Origin of the sequence: Pararhodobacter oceanensis (genome assembly GCF_003076755.1) — a bacterium.
GTDB lineage: Bacteria > Pseudomonadota > Alphaproteobacteria > Rhodobacterales > Rhodobacteraceae > Pararhodobacter > Pararhodobacter oceanensis.
The window spans coordinates 190351-207763 of record NZ_QDKM01000001.1; the positions used below are offsets into that span (position 1 = coordinate 190351).

Below are 17413 nucleotides of genomic sequence, written 5' to 3' on the forward strand. Positions count from 1 at the left end.
ACACTTCTTGCACCCGCAAACGCGCGCGGCTAGAAGCGAGGCAACGGATGGGTGGCCGAGTGGTTTAAGGCTCTGGTCTTGAAAACCAGCGTAGGGGAAACTCTACCGTGGGTTCGAATCCCACCCCATCCGCCACATACCCCTGAAAACACCGCATAATCTCGGAGTGTGCGGCAACTTCCCGCCATAGTCTCCCCCCCCAGCCGGCTATTCGCGCCGCCAGGTGGTGGTTATGGTGTCGCCGTTCCATTTGCCGCTGATCCAGTCGGTCTCGGCCAGCAAATCCTGATGATATTCGAAGGTGCCGGTCTCGACATCGCCTTGATACGCGGAAAGCATGATCCTGAGGCTCTCGGCCTCATAGTCCGTGCCGGTCATGGCGCCAGACCCGCTGACCTCGATACCCTCCCAATAACTGCACCGCTCAAAGCGCATATCCGCCCCGCTGTCGGTCTCGGTGACGCTGACGGTGCCGCCACGGGTGCAACCCGAGGTGATATCATCGTCCATCGCGTAGCCCGAGAGCGCCAGATCCATATCCATTTCCAGCAACACCGACCGCGCCAGCCAGAGCGGATCCAGAGGCGTTGGCGGCAGGCTGAGCGGAATATACCCGTCGATAAAATCGGTCTGGCAGATTTGCACCGGCGCCGCGGGCAGCTCGCCGTCGATCAACAGCCGCAGCATCGCGCGTTCGGCGCAGGGATGCTCCAGACGCCAGACCACATGCGGGCCGCCCTCAAGCACGATCAGCGCCGCATTCTGGCTGCGCGCGAACACCGCATAGGCTTGATCAATCGGGGTGATCGGATCGGTGGAGGAATTCATCACCAGCGTCGGATAGTCGCCGCCGACAAATGGCGCGCGCGGCTCGCTGGCGGCCAGCGCCATACGTGCGCAGATGCTCAATTCCTGAAAGAAAAACCCCTGAAACCGCGGCAAGTCACCGGCCAGCGCTTGCGTCGCGGCCAATATCCGCGCCATCTGCGCATCGGCATCGCTGCCCTCGGTCCAATCCTCGCAGACAATCGCATAATAGGCGTCGAGATAATAGCCCTCATCCTCGCCCGGTATGCGCTCATCGGTTTCGACATCAATCGACAGCTCGTAATAACTGTCGCGCAGCAGGGGCACCAGATCGCCTTGGCTGGCGGCGGCAAGAACGCGCAGGAACCACGCGCGGCCACCGGCGGAATAGAGATTGTTGAACGCCGAGGTCAGCAGCAGCGTCGAGGTGATCTCGCGCGGGGCAAAGCCGCCCTCGGCCAGCGGATACTGGATGGTGATCGGTGCCTCGGCCAGTCGCTCTTGAAACGCTGCAAAGACCGCGGCGGCGGGCCCGCCCATATCGGCTGCACATGCCGCATCTGCGTCGCAACTGGAGAGCACCCGCGTCAGCATCGCTTCGGCGCCGGTCAGCGCGCTTTGCTGGAACTGGGTCAGGGTCAACTCGGGATCAACCACACTGTCGAGGATTACAGCCGCCACGGCCTCGGGAAAGACGCTGGCAAATTCTTGCACGAATTCAGTGCCGTAGCTGTGCCCATACAGATGGAGTTGCGGCGCGCCGATGGCTTGGCGCAAGACCTCGAGATCGCGCACCGCCTGATCGGTGCCCAGAAACCCCAGGATCGCCGCATGTTCGGCCTCACCGGCGCATTGCGCAATATAGCTGTCGACGGTGGCCGAGATATCGCGCAGGTCCTCATCGGGCGTGCCGTCATAATTCAGCCCGTCACTGCGCAGCATCGCATCCATCGCATCGGGGCAACTGATCCCGTGATCGGGGCCGACACCGCGCAGATCAAAGAAGACGATGTCATAGGCTTCGATGATCTCGTCGCTGATGTCCGAGAGGTAATATTCGGCGTCATCAACGCCGACGCTGCCGGGTCCGCCGACCACATAGACCAATATGCCCCGCGATTCCTCGCTGGCTGGGTTCAATGCATAGGTGATCGGCAGGGTTTCGCCGGGTTGCGGCGCGAAATGATCGAGCGGCACATCCACGGTAACGCAGAGCAATTCCGAGGTTTCACACTCATGCGCGCCCAAAGCCTCAAAGGCGCTGGCGGTGGTTTGCGCCGAGACCTCATTGGCCAGCGTGACACTCAGAAAACACGGCGCCAACCACGCCGCCACCTGTCGGATCGTGGGTCTGGGCCGAAGCATAATGGACATCCTTGAATCGGTTGAACCGTCAGTCAGGAAGCATTTTTCAGGTGGCTATAATGCCGCAAAACGCGCCAAAAAGCAATCTTCAGCGGCCTGTTGCCCCATGGCGCAACCTTTGCGGGAGGACTGCGGGACTCAGTTCTGGCATCCTCGGCACCCATATATCGAGGCGCAGATCGCAAACGGGCATTTTGCGAGGCGTTTATGAAATTTGGTCCCGCTGCGCTGTATCCGCGTCGCGCAAGAACACCTTGAACACCGCCCCCGGCCCATCAACAGCCTCAATTGACAGTTCGCCGTTCATCTGGCGGACCGCGTTTTGAGAGATGCAGAGCCCGAGCCCCAAGCCTTGGTGTTCGCGGGTGTCGGCGGGGTCCAATTGCCAGAAGGGCGAGAATACCTCGCTGTGATGCTCGGTTGGAATACCCTTGCCACGATCTTTGACGAGGATTTCCAGCCCGCCCTGCACGTGTCGCGCGGCAATGGTAATCTCACTGCCTATGGGCGAGAATTTGGTCGAATTCGAAATCAGACTAACGAAGACTTTCCGCAGGTTTTCGCTATTGCAGGGCCAGTCTATTACCGGATCGTCCGAAACAACTGTCACCGATATCTCTTTGTCACCGCGTATTTTAACCGTCTCGGAAATGGCGTCATGGATCACCGCGACAACATCGGATTTGGTCAAAGCCAGAGGCGTCATGACCACCGATAGCCTGTCAAAATCGAACATATCGTCGATCATCTTGCGCAATCTGCTTCCGCCATGTTTTGCGGCATCAATCAGGGTTCTGATCTTGTCTTCCGGCCCGCCGGGATAAAGCACGTCAATCAAGTCCAGCGCGCCGGTGATAATCGTCACCGGCGTGCGCAATTCATGCGCGGCGAGTGCGATCAATTCTTTCCTGAGTTCGACAAGTTTGCGTTTTTGGGTAATATCCGCCACATGCATGACGAATCTTTTCGGCTTGTCTTCGAAATTACGCGCCATAGTGGCATAGAGACGCCCCCAGACAACCTTATTATCCGCCCGAATATACCGCAGGTCCATCTCGAAAAACCCCACGCGCCCCTCTTTAAGCGCTTCGAGATTGTCTGATCTTGCCTGCCTGTCTTCGGGATGAACGAATTTCTCGACCTGCGTACCGAATAATTCCTCCTCGGTATATCCAAGGAAATTCTGCAGCGCGGTATTTGTGGCAATCGCCATGCCATCAAGCGACACCAACACCACGCCGGTCGGGCTATGGGCCATCAATGTTTCATAGTGAATATTGGCGGCGGTGAGTTTTAATTCCGATAGCTTGCTGTCGGTGATATCCCTCTGGGTGCCGATGAGGGTGACCGCCTTGCCGGTCTCGTCCCGCTCAAAAGCCGCGACATCGGATTGCATCCAGCGCCATTCGCTGCCGTCGCGCGTGCGCAGGCGATACTCCAATCGCACCTGCGCCCGCCGCCCGCTGATGCAATCACCTTGCAGTTCGAACACGCCGGGCGCGTCCTCGGGGTGAATGCGGCGGCTCCATTCTTGCTGTTTCTTGACCTCATCATCCAGCCGCACGCCCATCACTTTTGACCAGGCACCGGCCACCCGCGCCTCGCCCGAGGCGACGTCGAGGCAGAAAACCGCGATATCCGAGGCCGAAATCGCATAGCTCAGCAGATCGAATTCCGCGATCCGCGCGTTGCGCTGTCCGTCCGGCAGGCTTGTAGCCGGTATCTCGTTGCTGTCCATGCCCGCCTCTGCTTGCCAATCGGCTGGGTGGGTTCCGTCAAAGCTGGCCATAGGTCATACCGTCCCGGATCGCCCCCAAAACAAGATGAATTGGGGTTCTGCGAATCGCGTTAACTATGGTTAACGAACCCGTCAAAACTATGGCGTGCCTTGTCGCGAGTCCGAGATCGCTGGCTGGGTGCCGCTGGTCGGGGGCGAAGATCAACTAAGCATAGGCACCGGCGGAATAGGTCAGCTCGTAGCTGTGGCTATAGATCTCGAAGACGATGCCGAACGGGTCTTCGACATAGACCATCCGGTAGGGTTTTGTGCCGGGAAAGTAGTTTCGCACCGGCATCCGCTGCCGCCCGCCAGCCTCGACGATGCGCTGCGCCAGACCCTCGACGTCAGGGTCCTGCACCGCGAAGTGGAAGGTGCCGTGGCGTCTATGCTCGAGATTGTCCTCGGGCGCGTAATTGCCAGGGAATTCAAAGATCTCGATGCCGATACCATCCGCCGTCGCCAGATGCGCAATCCTGAGCGAGCCCCAGCCGGGCCCGAAAACATCGGTGCACATGGCGCCGATCGCGCTGTCGTCCTCGACCGCCACCGAGGGCGACATCACGACATAGAACCCCAGCACTTCGGAATAGAAGGTCACCGCGGCCTCAAGGTCCGGAACAGACAGGCCGATGTGGGAAAAGCTTCGTGGCGTCGCGGTCATCTCATATCTCCAAAGTATGTTGCGTTGACAGTGATATGGACTGCGCCTATCGCTTTGTGAAATTATCAATATGCACAAAAATCCAAACGAAACGTTATCACACCATGCTTAACGCCACCTTCCTCGAGAGCTTCACCACGCTGTGCGAAACCGGGCATTTCACCCAGGCCGCAGCGCGTCTGAACATGACCCAACCGGGCGTCAGCCAGCATCTTAAGAAGCTTGAGCAGCAGGTCGGACAGGCGCTGATCAGCCGCCATGGCAAGGGTTTCACCCTCACCCCGGCGGGCGAGGCGATGTTTAACCTTGGCCTGTCGCGCCGCGCCGAGGAAAAGCGCCTGCGCCATGCGATCACCGCGGACGACCGCGACGCGGGGCCGCTCCACATCGCCTGTTCGGGCAGTTTCGCGATGCTGCTCTACCCGCAGCTGCTGCCATGGATGCGCGCCGCGCCCGAGCTAAGCGTTCATCTTGAGGCGGCGCCGCAGGCCGAGATCCTCGCCGGGGTGCTGCGCGGGGATTTCGATTTGGGCGTGCTGGGGGCCGACCCCGATCACCCACGTCTGGAGGCAAGATACCTTGGCCGCGAGGAGCTTTGTCTGATACTGCCAGCGGCTGCCGCCGAGACGCCGGTCACATTCGCCGATCTGCAAACCCGCGGTTTCATCGCCCATCCCGATGGCTATGCCTATGCCGATGATCTGCTGCGGCTCAATTTTCCTCAGGACTATCCCGGCGCCGACCGGTTGCGCCTGCGCGGATCGGTGAACCAGATCGGCCAGATCCCCGCTGCCGTGGCCGAAGGCATCGGCTATACCCTCCTGCCCCGCAGCGGCGTTGAGGTTTTCGCCGACCGCGCCAGACTCTGCGTCACCCCGCTGCCCAAGCGCCGCTGGCATGACCTGTGGCTGGTGATGCGCCGTGGCCGTCACCTATCGGCGCGGGCGCGTCATGCGCAGGGCATCATCGAGGCGGCGGCGGGCCAACTCCGCTAAACCGCGGGGGATCGGGTGGAAACGCAGGGGATCGGGTGGAAACATCGGGCCAAAGGATGAGGTCGGGTGCGCGGGGTCACATCAGCCGGGCGCGGCGCAGATGGCCAGAATGATACCGGTTCAGGCATCGTCTAACGCACGGAAACGGGCGGCTGCTGGTTGATCTTCTCGGGCCAAGTTGGTGCTGCATTCGCGAGTTGCCGCGCCCCTTGCGCATTGCCGAAAATCTCATCCCGAGAGGCAGCGCGCGTATCTCTCGGCCCCAAGCGTCAGGGGCGCCCGGCGGCAGTCGGCAGGGGGATGATCTGAGCGGTGGCGTCCTGCGGGTCGCTGGCATTGGCCGCGCTGCCCTTGCCGAACTGGGCAAAGAACGCCGCCGAACGGGCCGCGATCTCGGCGTCGATCCGCGCGATATCCTCGAGGAGTTCCTCGCGCTCCATCACCGCATCACCGATAAGCTCCAACAGGTTCATCATGCGCATCCCCTTTGTGCTTGAAATATGGCTCTGGGCGTGGGTATCAAAAGACCTCTTGGTCTGTATACGGCACGAAATAGGCATCCTGCGTCACGCCCGAAAAATGGTGCGTGCGGGGGCCAGCGGCAGGGAGCGGGCAGCAGGGAGGCAGCGAGGCGCGCGTGGACGATTGGGCGATCAAAATCAGAACCTCGCGCAAGGCCAAAGGGTTAACGCAGGGGGAATACGCCAGCCTCTTGGGCGTCGATATCACCACCGTCTCGCGGTGGGAGCGCGGGCTGGTGGTGCCCTCGCCCTCGGTCCAGCGCACCTTGGCACGGCTGCAATTCGCCCGCGGTGTCGACAATCACCCGGTGATCCGCGCGATCCTGCGGCCCGAGCGTGTCGCCGTCGCCTGGGGGCTGCATGACCAGCGCTATCTCAAGCTGACCGAGGGGCATCAGGCGCATTTCGGGCAAAGCGCGACGGCACTGCTGGGCAAGGATATCCGCCACACCACCGCCGATTGGGCGGTCGAGGCGATGGAGAAACAGGAGCTGCTGCGCGGGTTTCGCGACGGGTATTTGCTGGGCGTGGAATGGCAGAGCGTCGAGATCGTGCGCGGGGCGCCGGTGGCGACGATACGGAGCACCTTTCCGGTGGATATCACCCGTTTTGACAAGGCCGTGATCACCACCACCAATATCGTCGACAATGCCGAGTCGGGGACGTTCAACTTCATCACCGTGGATGATTTGTGACGGCAAGGCTGCGATTGGCCGCGCCTACAGCTCGCGATAGATCGCCACGACAAGCCCCACCGGCTCGTGGATCGGACCCAGATCCAGCCGCGCGCCGTCGATCATCGCATAGGCGCCCGCCGCATCGGTATGTCCGGTGACCAGCGCGTGGCGCTCCATCCGCCCCTCGCGGGAACGCAGCACGATCCAGTCGCCCTCGAGCGGGGTTTTCCGCATGGCGCCAAAGGGCACGGCGATCACATAGCCACCGGCGCCGGTCAGCGCGAGGCCCGCGCCGTCCAAGACCTTGTAACCGCTATGCGATAGCCGCGCGACCTGCGGCGAGGGCAGCACCGGGATGCGCGGCGGGGTGGCCGCTGTTGCCGGGATCGCCCAAGCGGTGTCGGAGACCGCGCCGACCACGGGGATCAGCCGGTGGTCCCCCGCCGCACCAGCACTGGCACCGGCCTTCGCGCCACTATTCGCACTGGCGCCGATAATCTCGGCCGGTTCCACGCCCAAAGCCTGCGAAATCGAGCTGATATAGCTCTGCGATAGCCTGCGCTCTCCGGCCTCAAGCCGCGAGACCGTCGAGGAGGTGGTGCCGAGCCGCCGCGCCAGTTCCGCTTGGCTGAGCCCGCGAAACTCACGCAGTTGTTTGATATGATTGGTCAATTGGCTCATCGCGCCACTCTCTTCGGCTTGGGTGATTTGCTGAGATCATTTGCGCGATGATTTGCCAATTTGGCAAGTCACTAAATGCCATTCCCGCAAATCACCTCCGCCACCGTGCCACCAAGCCTGCCGGGCCCGCCCCTGCCCCAGTCGCCGCCCGTCAGATCATTCCATCATCCATGCCGGCACCGCCAGCAGCAGATGGGTGATCACCGCGTCCAGCGCATAGAACCCCCAGTGCAATGCATAGGCCCAGCGAAACCCGTGGCGGCTGCGCAGATAGAGCCACGGGATCACCAGCCCGAAGATCGTCGCCGCAAGGGTGAAGCGCGCCACATAAAGGGGGGAAAACCCGCTGAAGGCCAGCGTCAGATGGAAGCCGCCAAAGAGCAGCGCCAGCATCACCGAGATGCCGCCCAGCGCCATGCCCGCACGATGCGCGCGCACCACGATCGCCGCGACCAGCACCTGTTGAAACAGGATATCGGCGGATTTCGGCAGGTAATACCACGCCGAAGCGAACATGAATTCCGGCGGGTTGGACGGCGCCCTGAACACCGACACATCCGGCAATAGCGGCAGCGCCAGCGAGACGAAGGCGCCATATCCAATCAGGATCGGCGCCAGCGCCAGCGCATGGCCAAAGAACACCGGTCGCGACAGTAAGCCCTTGAAGACCGGACGGAATATCAGCAAAACGACACTGGCCCAGAGGACGTAATACGCGGCAAAGAGCACCGACGCCTCGTCATAGCCGCTGTCCAGCCCCATCGCACTGACCAGCGCGTAATAGCCCCAACTCGACAGCGACCAGAGCGCGCCGACCAAGGCCAGCGTCGGCAGCATGGCACGGAATGCCGCCAGCGATCCGCCCCGCGCGGGGGCTTTTTCGCCAAATTTCGAGGCAAGTCTCGGGCGTTTCAAAACATCACTCATCAGGGGCATCGCAGCTTTCCGGTCCCGGCAGCCCTTCAAACGGGTTGCGCTCGGGTAACTGTTAGCATATTAACTGTTAGCATGACAACCGATTCATTCTCCCTCCATTTCCTCCTGCACGCGGCCTCGCTGATCGAGGACCACCTGCGTGACAGCCTCGCCACCATCGGCATTCGCCCCCGTCAGGCGCGGATCATTGATGCGCTCTCAAAGATGGAACCGGCCTCGCAGGTCAGCCTCGCGCGTGCCTTCGGCATCACCCCCGCAAGCATGAGCACAATGACCGTGCGGCTGATCGAGGCGGGGTTTGTCTCGCGTGAGGCGGACCCTGCAGAGGCGCGCAGCAACCTGTTGCGGCTGACCCCGCGCGGGCGCGGATTGCTCGGCGATATCCATACGGTCTGGCGCGAGATTGACGCGCTGATCGCCGCACAGCTCGGGGTGCAAGACGCAGCCGAGCTGACCCGTATCACCCGCGATTTACGCGACAGTCTCGGCGGCCATGCCCCCGGCACAAGCACCCCTCAAACATTTGATTCACATAAGGAGTTCTCATGATCAAAGCCTCCGGCTCGCCGCCATTCGCCGCCCTCACCGCGCTGGCTGTGGCGTTTCCTGCGGGCGCTGCTTTCGCCCATCCCGAGACCGAGCATTTCGCGCAATCGGCCTTTCTGACCGCGCCCGAGATCGTCGATTGCACGCTGGAGGACGGCAGCGAGACGCAGTGCCACCAGATCACCGTCGGCTATCTGCCCGAGGGGCTGGAGATCGGCCCCTTCTGCCCCGCCACGCTGGAAGATGCGGGCGGGATCTGGGACTGGACCGGCGAAAACGCGGGGCTCTACCGCATTGACGGCGAATTCCTGCAGATGCTCGACGGGCTGGGCTACCGGTTCTTTGACGATGACGGCAATGTCTTTTCGGTCGATAACGCCACCGAGCGCCCGAGCGTCGATCACGCCTGTATCAATGTCTCGGTCGATGAGAGCGTCGAGATCACCATGCTCTTGCCGCTGCATCCGGTTGTCGCCGATACGCCCACGCAATTGGGCACGGTCGGCAAGGTTGGTGTGGCGCTCGACGGGGTGCCGATCTTTTCCGATGCGCCGGAGATTCAGGTGACCGGCCATATGCCCGCGCTCGACACCTGCGGCGGCCATGTCGATCCCGGCGGCTGGTATCACTGGCATGCGACCTCGACCGATGTCGAAACCGTGTTCGACACCGAGGATGTGGCGGCGACCTGCGCCCTGCCGCAGAGTGCCAGCGCCCAATTCGGCTATGCGTTTGACGGGTTTGCGATGTTTGGCAGCCGCGAGGCCGATGGCTCGGCGCCCGAGGGACTGGATCAATGCAACGGCCATATCGGCACCCTCGCCGATGGCTCGACCAGCTATCACTATCACGCCAGCGAGGATTTCCCGAACCTGCCGCCCTGTCTGGTCGGGGTGCAGGCGCAGGGGAATTTCACCACCACCGCCACCGCCGGTGTCGGTGCGCAGCGCGCGGGCGAGGATGGCCGCAATGAGGCGCCGCGCCCCGAAGGTGGCGGCCCTGATGGTGGCCCTGATGGTGGCGGTCCGGGTGGGATGCCGCCCGAGTTCACCGAAGCCGCCGAAACGCTGGGGATCACGCCGCAGGTGTTGATCGAGGCGCTTGGCGGCCCGGGGCAGCAACCCGATTTTGCCGCCGCCGCCGCGACCCTCGGGGTCAGCGAAGACCGGCTGCGCAGCCTCGTGCCGCCGCCGCCCAACCGCTAACGCCCCTGAGGCCCAAGGCGAAGCACTCATCCGCGGCGCGGTGTCAAAACCGCTGCCACGGGTGATCCTTGGCCCCGCCCATCAGCCCTTTGGCAAGGGTCATCAGGACCGGCGGATCGGGGTGCAGGGTGGCGGCCACATCGTCCTGATCCTGCGCCAACGTCGCGTCATAGCGCAGGGCCAGATGCCGCATGCGGCTGTTTTCCTTGAGAAATGTCATCTGGATGGTGCCAATGCCGCGATGACCGGCGACCGCGAGCATGCGCTGGAACAACGCGTCGCCGATGCCGATATTCTGCCATTGCGGATCGACGGAAAACGCGGCCTCGGCGCAGCAGGGATCAACCTGCCGGATATCGCGCAACTCCACCACGCCGCGCAACCGCCCGTCGATGAAGGCGCCGCAGGTGATATCCCCCTCGCAGAGGCTTTGCTTGGCGTATCTCAGCACCCAATCCTCGCTGATCGCGGCGCAGAACCGCGCCCGGCGCGATTCGGCATCAAGGCTGAGAAAATGCGCGCAGATATGCGCCTGATCGCAGGCGTGAAGGCGGCGGATTCTCATATCAAGGGATCGCGGCTTGGGACCAGTCATCCGGCACTCCTGTCGCCTAGAATGGTTTGGGCCAGCATCCAATGAGGAGGAGGAGAGATGCTGGCCCGGGGGGCGTCGGCGCTCCCTGTTGGGGTTATGTCGCCGCCGCGAGTGCGGGCTTACTCTGGGAGGAGCGAGAGCCGGCACTTTTCGTATTCTTGTCGCGTGTGTCACGCAGTCTCTAGGTCGGGCCATCGGCCCGAGGGCTTATTCTCCGGCCAGCAGCTTTTCGGCATAGGCGGGGATCTCGGAGCGGGTGACACCGATCAATTCAAGGTGATCGTCGCTCATATTGGCCAGCACCGACATCATCCGCGCCAGTTGAATGGCTTTCGACAGATGCTGGGCCTGGGTCTTGATCTTGCCACCGAACCGCGAGAGCGCGGCGATAGCGGCCGAGACAGCGGGGCTGCCAGCGGGTTTCACGGTATGGGTGTTAAAGGCCATAAGCTGCCTCCAATGCCAGTCGTCTGATGCTGCTGCGCGGAATTCCCAGATCCCGAAGGCTGCGATCGCTGAGCGACGAGAGCTCGGCTTTGGTCGCGCTATAGACCTTGTACCGCGCGATTGCTTCCTGCGCATCGGCCCGCTTTTGTTGAAGAAATCTGCGACCGGCCTCCAGAAAGACGTCCAGTCTGCTGTGTGATCGTGTTGCCGTCATGATTTTACCTCGGCTCTTGCTGCGGTGCAGTATTTGTGCTGCACTGCAGAGATACGAAACTATGATGGCGCTCACAACTGGGCAAATTGGCATAGGTGCCGTTCCGAATTGGCACAGAGGACAGGTAACATGGATATATCCACGCAGATGTTGATCTTCGCGACGGTGGTCGAACAGGGCAGCATTTCTGCCGCCGCACGCTCAATGGGCCAGACCCCCTCGGCGGTCAGCAAGCAGATCAGCCTGCTTGAGGATCACGTGCACTACCGTCTGCTCAACCGCACCCGCACCGGGGTGTCGCCAACGCAAGAGGGCAAGGATTTCTACGAGAAATGCCGCGCCATGGCCGAGAAATACAAAGAGGCCGAGGCGATGATCCACAATCTCGACGGTACCCCGCGCGGCAAGCTGCGCGTGGCCTCGACCGTGGCTTTCGGTAAATCCCAGCTGATTCCGGTGCTGCCGCAATTCCTTGCCGAACATAAAGGGGTGCAGGTCTCGCTTGATCTCACCGACCGCGAAGTCGATCTGCAGGGCGAGAGTTTCGATGTCGCGATCTGCTTTGCCGAGCAGCATAAAAACCCCGATGTCGTGCTGCGGCGGATCATGCCAAGCCAAAGGGTGCTCTGCGCCGCCCCCTCCTATGTCGAGCGCCGCGGCACCCCTGCCGCCTTTGCCGATCTGCTCGGGCATAATTGCCTGCGCGTCGCCGGAGACAGCCGCCGCAACCACTGGAGCAGCACCGATACGCTGGCCGCGCAGTCAGTTGCGGCGCGGGCCGGTGACGCGCGGACCATCGAGGCACAGGCTTTCGAGGCGCAGGGCGATTTCGAGGGCAACAGCACCGATGTGCTCTATCAGGCGACGCTGGCGGGGATCGGCATTGCCCGCCTGCCCTCTTATATGGTCGCCAAGGATCTACGCTCGGGCGCTTTGGTCCATATCCTGCCCGAATACGCGCCGCCCAGCACCGATATCGTGGTGATGTTCGCCGACCGGCGCAATCTCGCCCCGAAAACCCGCGTGTTTGTCGATTTCATCGTGCGCCAGTTTCGCGACGCACAGGGCTACCGCACCGCCAGCTAGGCTCCCAGCAACCGCGGATCTCGCTATCCGATCGGGTCAGCCCGCGCTGGACCCATTTGCCCGGGATTTGCACAGAAACACCACCGCGCCGACGACAACGCCCCAGAACGCGCCGCTGATGCCCCAAAGCGTCATCCCGCTGGCGGCGATCAGGAAAGTCAGCGCCGGCGCCTCCAATTGATCGCGGTCACTGAACGCCGACGAGATCGCCCCGACCAGAGCCGGCACCAGCGCCAGCCCCGCCACCGCAGTGATCAGCGCCAGCGGCGCAAGCGCGGCCAGCGTGGTGACCAGCCCCGCGGCAAACGCCAGCCCGACATAGACCACCCCCGAGGTGATCGCCGCCCAATAGCGACCCGCCGGATCGCGGCCCGCATCCTCGCCCGCCATCATCGCCGCGGTGATCGCCGACATATTGACCGGTATCGACCCGAAGGGCGCGCAGATCAGGCTGACCAATCCGGTGTTGCGGATCAGCGGCTGGCGATCCACCCGGTAGCCGTTCAGCTCCAGCACCGCGAAACCGGGGATATTCTGCCCCGCCATGGTCACCAGATAAAGCGGCAGCGCGATCGAGAAAAACGAGGACAGGGTGAATACCGGCAGGGTCGGGGTGAACGCAGGCAGCCAGACGATCTGGGTCTGCTCCGCCGCGCCCGAGGTATCGACCGCGAAGACCAGCACCACGATGAACGCCAGCACCGCAAAGGGCATCGCCGCCAGCCGGTTCCACATCAGCCCCGCCAGCCATGCCAGCAACACCGGCACCACCAGCGCCGGAATGCTGCCCAGCGCCAGCGCCGGTGCCAGACAGAGTTTCAGCAGAACCCCCGCCAGCAGCCCGTTGGCGATGGGCTTGGGGATCGCCGCGACAATCCGGCCAAGCGCGGGGATGAAACCGGTCAGCACGATCAAACCCGCGCAATAGATCAACGCCCCCACCGCCTCGGCAAACCCGCCCGGCAGGCTCGCTGTCGCCGCCAGAAACGCCGCCCCCGGCGTTGACCATGCCACCGCGGCGGGAATGCGCGTCACCGCCGGCAGCCAGATGCTGCAGATCCCCATGCCGATGGTGGCAAAGAACAGCCCCGTGGTCGCCTCCGCGCTGCTCGCCCCCATCGCCGTCAACCCCGCCAGCACAATCGCGAACGAGGCGGAATAGCCGACAAATGCGGCCAACAGCCCCATGGAAAAGGCAGGAAAGGTAAACGCGCGGAGCATAGAGAGCATGGATTGATCGGCCCTTGGTTCGATTTTGCCATAGCTTTAGTGAACTGCACCAAATCCGCCAGAGCCACCGCGCTAAAATCCCCGGCAACCGGCGATTTCTTCGGGAGAAGGCGCCCTTGCGATAGACTACGCGGTGAATTGCCGGTCTGGCACCTGCCTTGGTGCGGGGGTTCGCCTTGGTTACGGCTGGCTGAGTGCCAGTCTCACACCTAGCGCAACCAGAATACCGCCGCCCAACCGCTGCGCGATCCCGCAACCAGCGCCGCCACCCGTGCCAGAGCGTTTGAAATAGCTGGCAATTCTATCGGCCAGAACCACACAGATCACATCCGCGCTGGAGAACATAAGATTGACCACGGTCCCGAGCACCAGCAATTGCAGCCATATCCCCGCGCTGGCGGCGGGATCGGTGAATTGCGGCAGAAACGCGAGATAGAAGATCGCGGTTTTGGGATTAAGCATCTCGACGGTGACGCTCTCCCAAAAGGCCTTGCGCGGGGTTTTGGCGCTGACCCTTAAATCGGCGAAATCGAGCGAGGCGCGCGCGGTAAACATCTTATAGCCCAGATAGATCAAATAGGCCGCGCCGCCGAATTTCAGCGCGACAAAGAGGACCGGCACGGCCTTGAACACCACCGCGAGCCCAAGCGCGGCAGCGAAGACATGCAGATATCCGCCCAGATGAATGCCCAGCGCCGCCGCCCACCCCGCCCGCCGCCCCCGCGCCAGCGTCTGCGCCGCGGCATAAAGCGTCGACGGTCCCGGCATATAGGCAAAGACCGCCGTGGCCATGAAAAACGCGATCAGCACATCAATCGACGGCATCACCGCCCCCTCGCACCGGTTGTAGACAGGCGCGATGATGCAGCGGAACGGCCTTTATGTGAAGTTGAATGATGGATGCTGACCGCTCTCTTCAATAGCAGAAGATTCTCAAATACGGTGCCTTTGGGTATTACTGATCGGCGCTCAATGGCCGTGTCAGGACATCGCGATCGGAATCACCAATGCGACTGCGGCGACGACCACAGCGGTGCTTGCCATTAAAAACGTCCCCCTCCGGTTTTTGAGTGGCGTTGGCCGCCAACAATAACCACACCGCGAGGCGCCGAATCTCAATTTATGATCGCAAAACTTACAGCTGAATACTCGATACGGATCCATCTGGCCCTCCTCATTAACCATTTGTTAACAGTTAGTTACCAGCGGCATTAATTTTGTCAATTGGTCAAATATGAGTCAGTCAGCGGAATGCAATCCCAAGTTGCAGCATGAATAAAGACACTTCTTTTCCGGTAGTAATACATGTCATTAACCATCGCCAATAACACCGAATTCCTGAGTGATTAAACAGAATCCCTAATCACCTGAGCAGTGATCGATTTGCAAAACGCAAACACACATCTCAATAGGATATCGGCCACACAAATGGCTGCAGCTCGGCTTCTATTGATCTTGCGTCTGGAGACAGGCGCGAGTCGGTGACGTTTAACTGTGTTTCAACACAGCGATCACAAACTCCCCCTCACCCGCGATGCCCTTGAACCAAGCGGCTGAGCAGGTTGAGGAGCAATTCGCGGTCGGCTTCGGGCAGGGGTTCGAGCACCTGTTGCGAGACGATATGCCCGCGGGCGCGCAGATGTTCGGCCAGCGCGCGCCCCGCCTCGGTGAGGTTGATCACCCGATACCGCTTGTCCTTCTCGGCGACATTCACCGTCACCAGACCCCGCGCCAGCAGGCGTTTGAGCAGGCCGTTGAGCGTCGGCATATCCATCGAGGTGCGCTGGGCGACCTCTTTATGCGACAGATCCGAGGCATCCCAGAGCACCGCCAGAACGGCGAACTGGCTGGTGGTGATTTTCGCGGTCTCGGGGTCCAGCGCGAAAAGCTCGGTAAACCGCTCGACGGCGATCTGGCTGGCCACGCGCAGGCGAAAGCCGATCTGCGATTGCAGGTGATAGTCGCGCGCCAGCTCCCGGCGCTCTTCGGGGGTGCGCAGGGCGACGTTTTCCGCCGCCTCACGGATGCTGCTGCGCGATCCCGTTTTGCCAGTTGCGTCGTCCATAGCGCTCAACCTCTCTTTGCATCACACTTATGCGGATGCGCCTGCCCCGTCAAAGGCCCCGTCATAGGCAACATCAAAGCCCCCACCTATCGCGCGATCAAAACCGCGCCCGATCGGTGACAAAACAGTTGACAGTTCGTTCGCTAACTATAACCTGAAAACCAGATAGATCATAACTGAGGGACTAGCAACAAGCCGGTCGGAACGCGCCCAATGCGGGGTGTTCCCGGCACCCGAAGTGATGGCCTCATGCAAGGGATTTCCGCCTTTGCATGAGGGGTGACGCCGCAGCTGCGGCGCGCCAAAAAGCAACAAGAATCCGTCACCGGAGCCTTGATCGGCACCGGGCATAAGACGGGCGGAACGGCCGATATCAACACCGATTGAACCACAGGGAGATCACGACAATGGCCAGCAGACTCAAACCCCTAGCCAGCCCCACCCGACGCGACATCCTGAAATACAGCGCTGGCGGCATGGCGCTGGCCACGCTTGGCGCGCCCAGCATTCTGCGCGCCCAAGAGGTGATCCCGATCGGCATTCTCCAGCCGCTCTCGGGCGGGCTCGAGCTTTTGGGTCACCAAGGCGCGCAGGGCACCGAAATGGCGCTTCTAGAGGCCAATGAAGCCGGCGGTGTGCTGGGCGGGCGGATGTTTGAAATCATCCGCGCCGATACCGAAACCGACCCCACCAAAACCGTCGAACGCTCGAATGAACTGATCCGCGCACGCGGCGCCAAAGCGGTGGTCGGCCCGGTGACCAGTGCCGCCCGCGACGCGATCCAGAGCATCTATGAACGCTTCCGCACGCCGCTGATCTACGCCACCGATTACGAGGGTGGGGTCTGCTCGCCCTATCTGACCTGCTACAGCGCCCTGCCCGCCCATCAGGTCAGCCCGCTGGTCGATTACGCGCTGGAAAATGACCTCAACTCGTTCTTTTTGCTGGGCAGTGATTACAACTGGCCGCAATTGATGAACGCCCAGTTCCGCGCCACCGCCACCGAACGCGGCGCCACCGTGGTTGATGAGGAATACGGCGCTTGGGGGGCGCAGGATTACGCGCCGACGCTGCGCAAGATCGAGCGTTCGGGCGCGGATACCGTGGTGCTGACGATTGTCGGCGCCGATGCGATCACCTTCCTCAAGCAATTCGCCGCCTCGCCGCTCAAGGGTCAGGTCGAGATCATCTGTTTCGGCTTTAGCGAGAACTACCTCTCGGGGCTGACCAATGCAGAATCGCAGGGCATCATCGGCCCCGCCAATTTTGTCGCCAGTCTCGACAAGCCCGAGGCCCGCGACCTCGTCGCCCGCATCCGCGCGCGCTACGGGGAGGAGGCGATTATCTCGAACACGGTGGACGCGCATTACACCGCCACCCGCCTGTTGATCGAGGGGATCAAACGCGCCGAGAGCATCGACACCGAGGCGTTCAGCGAGGCGATGCTGGAACTGCCGGTGATGTCGGGTAATGGCGAGGTCGAGTTCCGTCGCTCGGACCGCCACGCCGAGTTGAACGGGCTGATTGTCTCGGCGCAGGACGGGCAGATGGTTGTCGAGCGCGATCTCGGACGTATCGAAGCGCCGAGCCAATGCAGCTAGG

Annotated in this window: 18 protein-coding genes and 1 tRNA gene; 7 read left to right on the forward strand and 12 right to left on the reverse strand. The window is 62.0% G+C overall.

The genetic code is table 11. The features are described 5' to 3' along the window. Window positions 1-45: 45 nt before the first annotated feature. Window positions 46-135 (forward strand) — tRNA-Ser (locus DDE20_RS00820). A 72-nt stretch (window positions 136-207) separates the two neighbouring features. Here the strand turns inward: DDE20_RS00820 and DDE20_RS00825 are convergent. From DDE20_RS00825 to DDE20_RS00835, 3 genes are all read right to left on the reverse strand, one after another. Then, a complete protein-coding gene (locus tag DDE20_RS00825) occupies window positions 208-2172 on the reverse strand; it encodes an alpha/beta fold hydrolase (protein WP_165814381.1) in 1965 nt (654 codons plus the stop codon). Between the two features lie 205 nt (window positions 2173-2377). Then, complete coding sequence (locus tag DDE20_RS00830; protein ID WP_165814382.1) at window positions 2378-3910, reverse strand: sensor histidine kinase; 1533 nt, start codon at window positions 3908-3910, stop codon at window positions 2378-2380. A 205-nt stretch (window positions 3911-4115) separates the two neighbouring features. Further along, window positions 4116-4613, reverse strand: a complete 498-nt coding sequence (locus tag DDE20_RS00835; RefSeq protein WP_116556552.1) for a lactoylglutathione lyase family protein — start codon at window positions 4611-4613, stop codon at window positions 4116-4118. A gap of 104 nt (window positions 4614-4717) precedes the next feature. Here DDE20_RS00835 and DDE20_RS00840 point away from each other — a divergent pair, with 104 nt between their 5' ends. After that, a complete protein-coding gene (locus DDE20_RS00840) occupies window positions 4718-5608 on the forward strand; it encodes a LysR family transcriptional regulator (RefSeq protein WP_116557200.1) in 891 nt (296 codons plus the stop codon). Between the two features lie 269 nt (window positions 5609-5877). Here the strand turns inward: DDE20_RS00840 and DDE20_RS00845 are convergent, their stop codons facing one another. After that, complete coding sequence (locus DDE20_RS00845; protein WP_116556553.1) at window positions 5878-6084, reverse strand: hypothetical protein; 207 nt, start codon at window positions 6082-6084, stop codon at window positions 5878-5880. 161 nt (window positions 6085-6245) lie between these two features. Here DDE20_RS00845 and DDE20_RS00850 point away from each other — a divergent pair, with 161 nt between their 5' ends. After that, a complete protein-coding gene (locus tag DDE20_RS00850; protein ID WP_165814383.1) occupies window positions 6246-6824 on the forward strand; it encodes a helix-turn-helix domain-containing protein in 579 nt (192 codons plus the stop codon). A 24-nt stretch (window positions 6825-6848) separates the two neighbouring features. Here the strand turns inward: DDE20_RS00850 and DDE20_RS00855 are convergent, their stop codons facing one another. Both DDE20_RS00855 and DDE20_RS00860 read right to left on the reverse strand, forming a co-directional pair. Continuing rightward, the gene (locus tag DDE20_RS00855) at window positions 6849-7487 is read right to left on the reverse strand and encodes a helix-turn-helix domain-containing protein (protein ID WP_116556555.1); all 639 of its coding nucleotides are present in this window, start codon (window positions 7485-7487) and stop codon (window positions 6849-6851) included. A gap of 156 nt (window positions 7488-7643) precedes the next feature. Then, on the reverse strand, window positions 7644-8414 hold the full coding sequence (locus tag DDE20_RS00860; protein WP_133240311.1) for a hypothetical protein: 771 nt from the start codon (window positions 8412-8414) through the stop codon (window positions 7644-7646). Window positions 8415-8495: 81 nt separating this feature from the next. Between DDE20_RS00860 and DDE20_RS19090 the strand changes: the two genes are divergently transcribed. Beyond that, the gene (locus tag DDE20_RS19090) at window positions 8496-8972 is read left to right on the forward strand and encodes a MarR family winged helix-turn-helix transcriptional regulator (RefSeq protein WP_205961592.1); all 477 of its coding nucleotides are present in this window, start codon (window positions 8496-8498) and stop codon (window positions 8970-8972) included. Then, window positions 8969-10174 (forward strand): YHYH protein, encoded by a 1206-nt coding sequence (locus DDE20_RS00865; RefSeq protein WP_205961593.1) that lies wholly within the window; start codon window positions 8969-8971, stop codon window positions 10172-10174. The genes DDE20_RS19090 and DDE20_RS00865 overlap by 4 nt, the downstream gene beginning before the upstream one ends. 43 nt (window positions 10175-10217) lie before the next feature. Here DDE20_RS00865 and DDE20_RS00870 read toward each other — a convergent pair whose 3' ends face one another. The 3 genes from DDE20_RS00870 to DDE20_RS00880 form a co-directional block, all read right to left on the reverse strand. Next, window positions 10218-10739, reverse strand: a complete 522-nt coding sequence (locus DDE20_RS00870; RefSeq protein ID WP_165814384.1) for a GNAT family N-acetyltransferase — start codon at window positions 10737-10739, stop codon at window positions 10218-10220. 237 nt (window positions 10740-10976) lie between these two features. Continuing rightward, window positions 10977-11216, reverse strand: coding sequence for a DUF1127 domain-containing protein (locus DDE20_RS00875; RefSeq protein WP_116556558.1), 240 nt, complete (start codon window positions 11214-11216; stop codon window positions 10977-10979). Next, window positions 11206-11523, reverse strand: a complete 318-nt coding sequence (locus tag DDE20_RS00880; protein ID WP_338066499.1) for a DUF1127 domain-containing protein — start codon at window positions 11521-11523, stop codon at window positions 11206-11208. Before DDE20_RS00880 ends, DDE20_RS00875 begins: the two co-directional genes overlap by 11 nt. Window positions 11524-11559: 36 nt before the next feature. Between DDE20_RS00880 and DDE20_RS00885 the strand changes: the two genes are divergently transcribed. Continuing rightward, the gene (locus tag DDE20_RS00885) at window positions 11560-12516 is read left to right on the forward strand and encodes a LysR family transcriptional regulator (protein WP_116556560.1); all 957 of its coding nucleotides are present in this window, start codon (window positions 11560-11562) and stop codon (window positions 12514-12516) included. Window positions 12517-12552: 36 nt separating this feature from the next. On the opposite strand, the gene DDE20_RS00890 is transcribed toward DDE20_RS00885, so the two are convergent. The 3 genes from DDE20_RS00890 to DDE20_RS00900 form a co-directional block, all read right to left on the reverse strand. Next, window positions 12553-13746 carry a benzoate/H(+) symporter BenE family transporter gene (locus DDE20_RS00890; RefSeq protein WP_240607796.1) on the reverse strand — a complete coding sequence of 398 codons (1194 nt, stop codon included), beginning with the start codon at window positions 13744-13746 and terminating at the stop codon, window positions 12553-12555. Window positions 13747-13926: 180 nt separating this feature from the next. Next, entirely contained in the window at window positions 13927-14571 is a 645-nt protein-coding gene (locus DDE20_RS00895) for a LysE family translocator (protein ID WP_116556562.1), read from the reverse strand. 700 nt (window positions 14572-15271) lie between these two features. After that, window positions 15272-15811, reverse strand: a complete 540-nt coding sequence (locus DDE20_RS00900; RefSeq protein ID WP_116556563.1) for a MarR family winged helix-turn-helix transcriptional regulator — start codon at window positions 15809-15811, stop codon at window positions 15272-15274. Window positions 15812-16218: 407 nt separating this feature from the next. Here DDE20_RS00900 and DDE20_RS00905 point away from each other — a divergent pair, with 407 nt between their 5' ends. After that, a complete protein-coding gene (locus DDE20_RS00905) occupies window positions 16219-17412 on the forward strand; it encodes a substrate-binding protein (RefSeq protein ID WP_116556564.1) in 1194 nt (397 codons plus the stop codon). The last annotated feature ends 1 nt before the right edge of the window (window position 17413 follow it).

What these genes read in the sequence shown, in the direction of transcription:
- DDE20_RS00825 (WP_165814381.1), bottom strand. Translation starts at nt 2,172, where the DNA reads ATGCTTCGGCCCAGACCCACGATCCGACAGGTGGCGGCGTGGTTGGCG.
- DDE20_RS00845 (WP_116556553.1), bottom strand. Translation starts at nt 6,084, where the DNA reads ATGATGAACCTGTTGGAGCTTATCGGTGATGCGGTGATGGAGCGCGAG.
- DDE20_RS00900 (WP_116556563.1), bottom strand. Translation starts at nt 15,811, where the DNA reads ATGGACGACGCAACTGGCAAAACGGGATCGCGCAGCAGCATCCGTGAG.
- DDE20_RS00885 (WP_116556560.1), top strand. Translation starts at nt 11,560, where the DNA reads ATGGATATATCCACGCAGATGTTGATCTTCGCGACGGTGGTCGAACAG.
- DDE20_RS00835 (WP_116556552.1), bottom strand. Translation starts at nt 4,613, where the DNA reads ATGACCGCGACGCCACGAAGCTTTTCCCACATCGGCCTGTCTGTTCCG.
- DDE20_RS00860 (WP_133240311.1), bottom strand. Translation starts at nt 8,414, where the DNA reads ATGAGTGATGTTTTGAAACGCCCGAGACTTGCCTCGAAATTTGGCGAA.
- DDE20_RS19090 (WP_205961592.1), top strand. Translation starts at nt 8,496, where the DNA reads ATGACAACCGATTCATTCTCCCTCCATTTCCTCCTGCACGCGGCCTCG.
- DDE20_RS00880 (WP_338066499.1), bottom strand. Translation starts at nt 11,523, where the DNA reads ATGCCAATTTGCCCAGTTGTGAGCGCCATCATAGTTTCGTATCTCTGC.
- DDE20_RS00890 (WP_240607796.1), bottom strand. Translation starts at nt 13,746, where the DNA reads ATGCTCTCTATGCTCCGCGCGTTTACCTTTCCTGCCTTTTCCATGGGG.
- DDE20_RS00895 (WP_116556562.1), bottom strand. Translation starts at nt 14,571, where the DNA reads ATGCCGTCGATTGATGTGCTGATCGCGTTTTTCATGGCCACGGCGGTC.
- DDE20_RS00830 (WP_165814382.1), bottom strand. Translation starts at nt 3,910, where the DNA reads ATGGACAGCAACGAGATACCGGCTACAAGCCTGCCGGACGGACAGCGC.
- DDE20_RS00840 (WP_116557200.1), top strand. Translation starts at nt 4,718, where the DNA reads ATGCTTAACGCCACCTTCCTCGAGAGCTTCACCACGCTGTGCGAAACC.
- DDE20_RS00875 (WP_116556558.1), bottom strand. Translation starts at nt 11,216, where the DNA reads ATGGCCTTTAACACCCATACCGTGAAACCCGCTGGCAGCCCCGCTGTC.
- DDE20_RS00855 (WP_116556555.1), bottom strand. Translation starts at nt 7,487, where the DNA reads ATGAGCCAATTGACCAATCATATCAAACAACTGCGTGAGTTTCGCGGG.
- DDE20_RS00865 (WP_205961593.1), top strand. Translation starts at nt 8,969, where the DNA reads ATGATCAAAGCCTCCGGCTCGCCGCCATTCGCCGCCCTCACCGCGCTG.
- DDE20_RS00905 (WP_116556564.1), top strand. Translation starts at nt 16,219, where the DNA reads ATGGCCAGCAGACTCAAACCCCTAGCCAGCCCCACCCGACGCGACATC.
- DDE20_RS00870 (WP_165814384.1), bottom strand. Translation starts at nt 10,739, where the DNA reads ATGAGAATCCGCCGCCTTCACGCCTGCGATCAGGCGCATATCTGCGCG.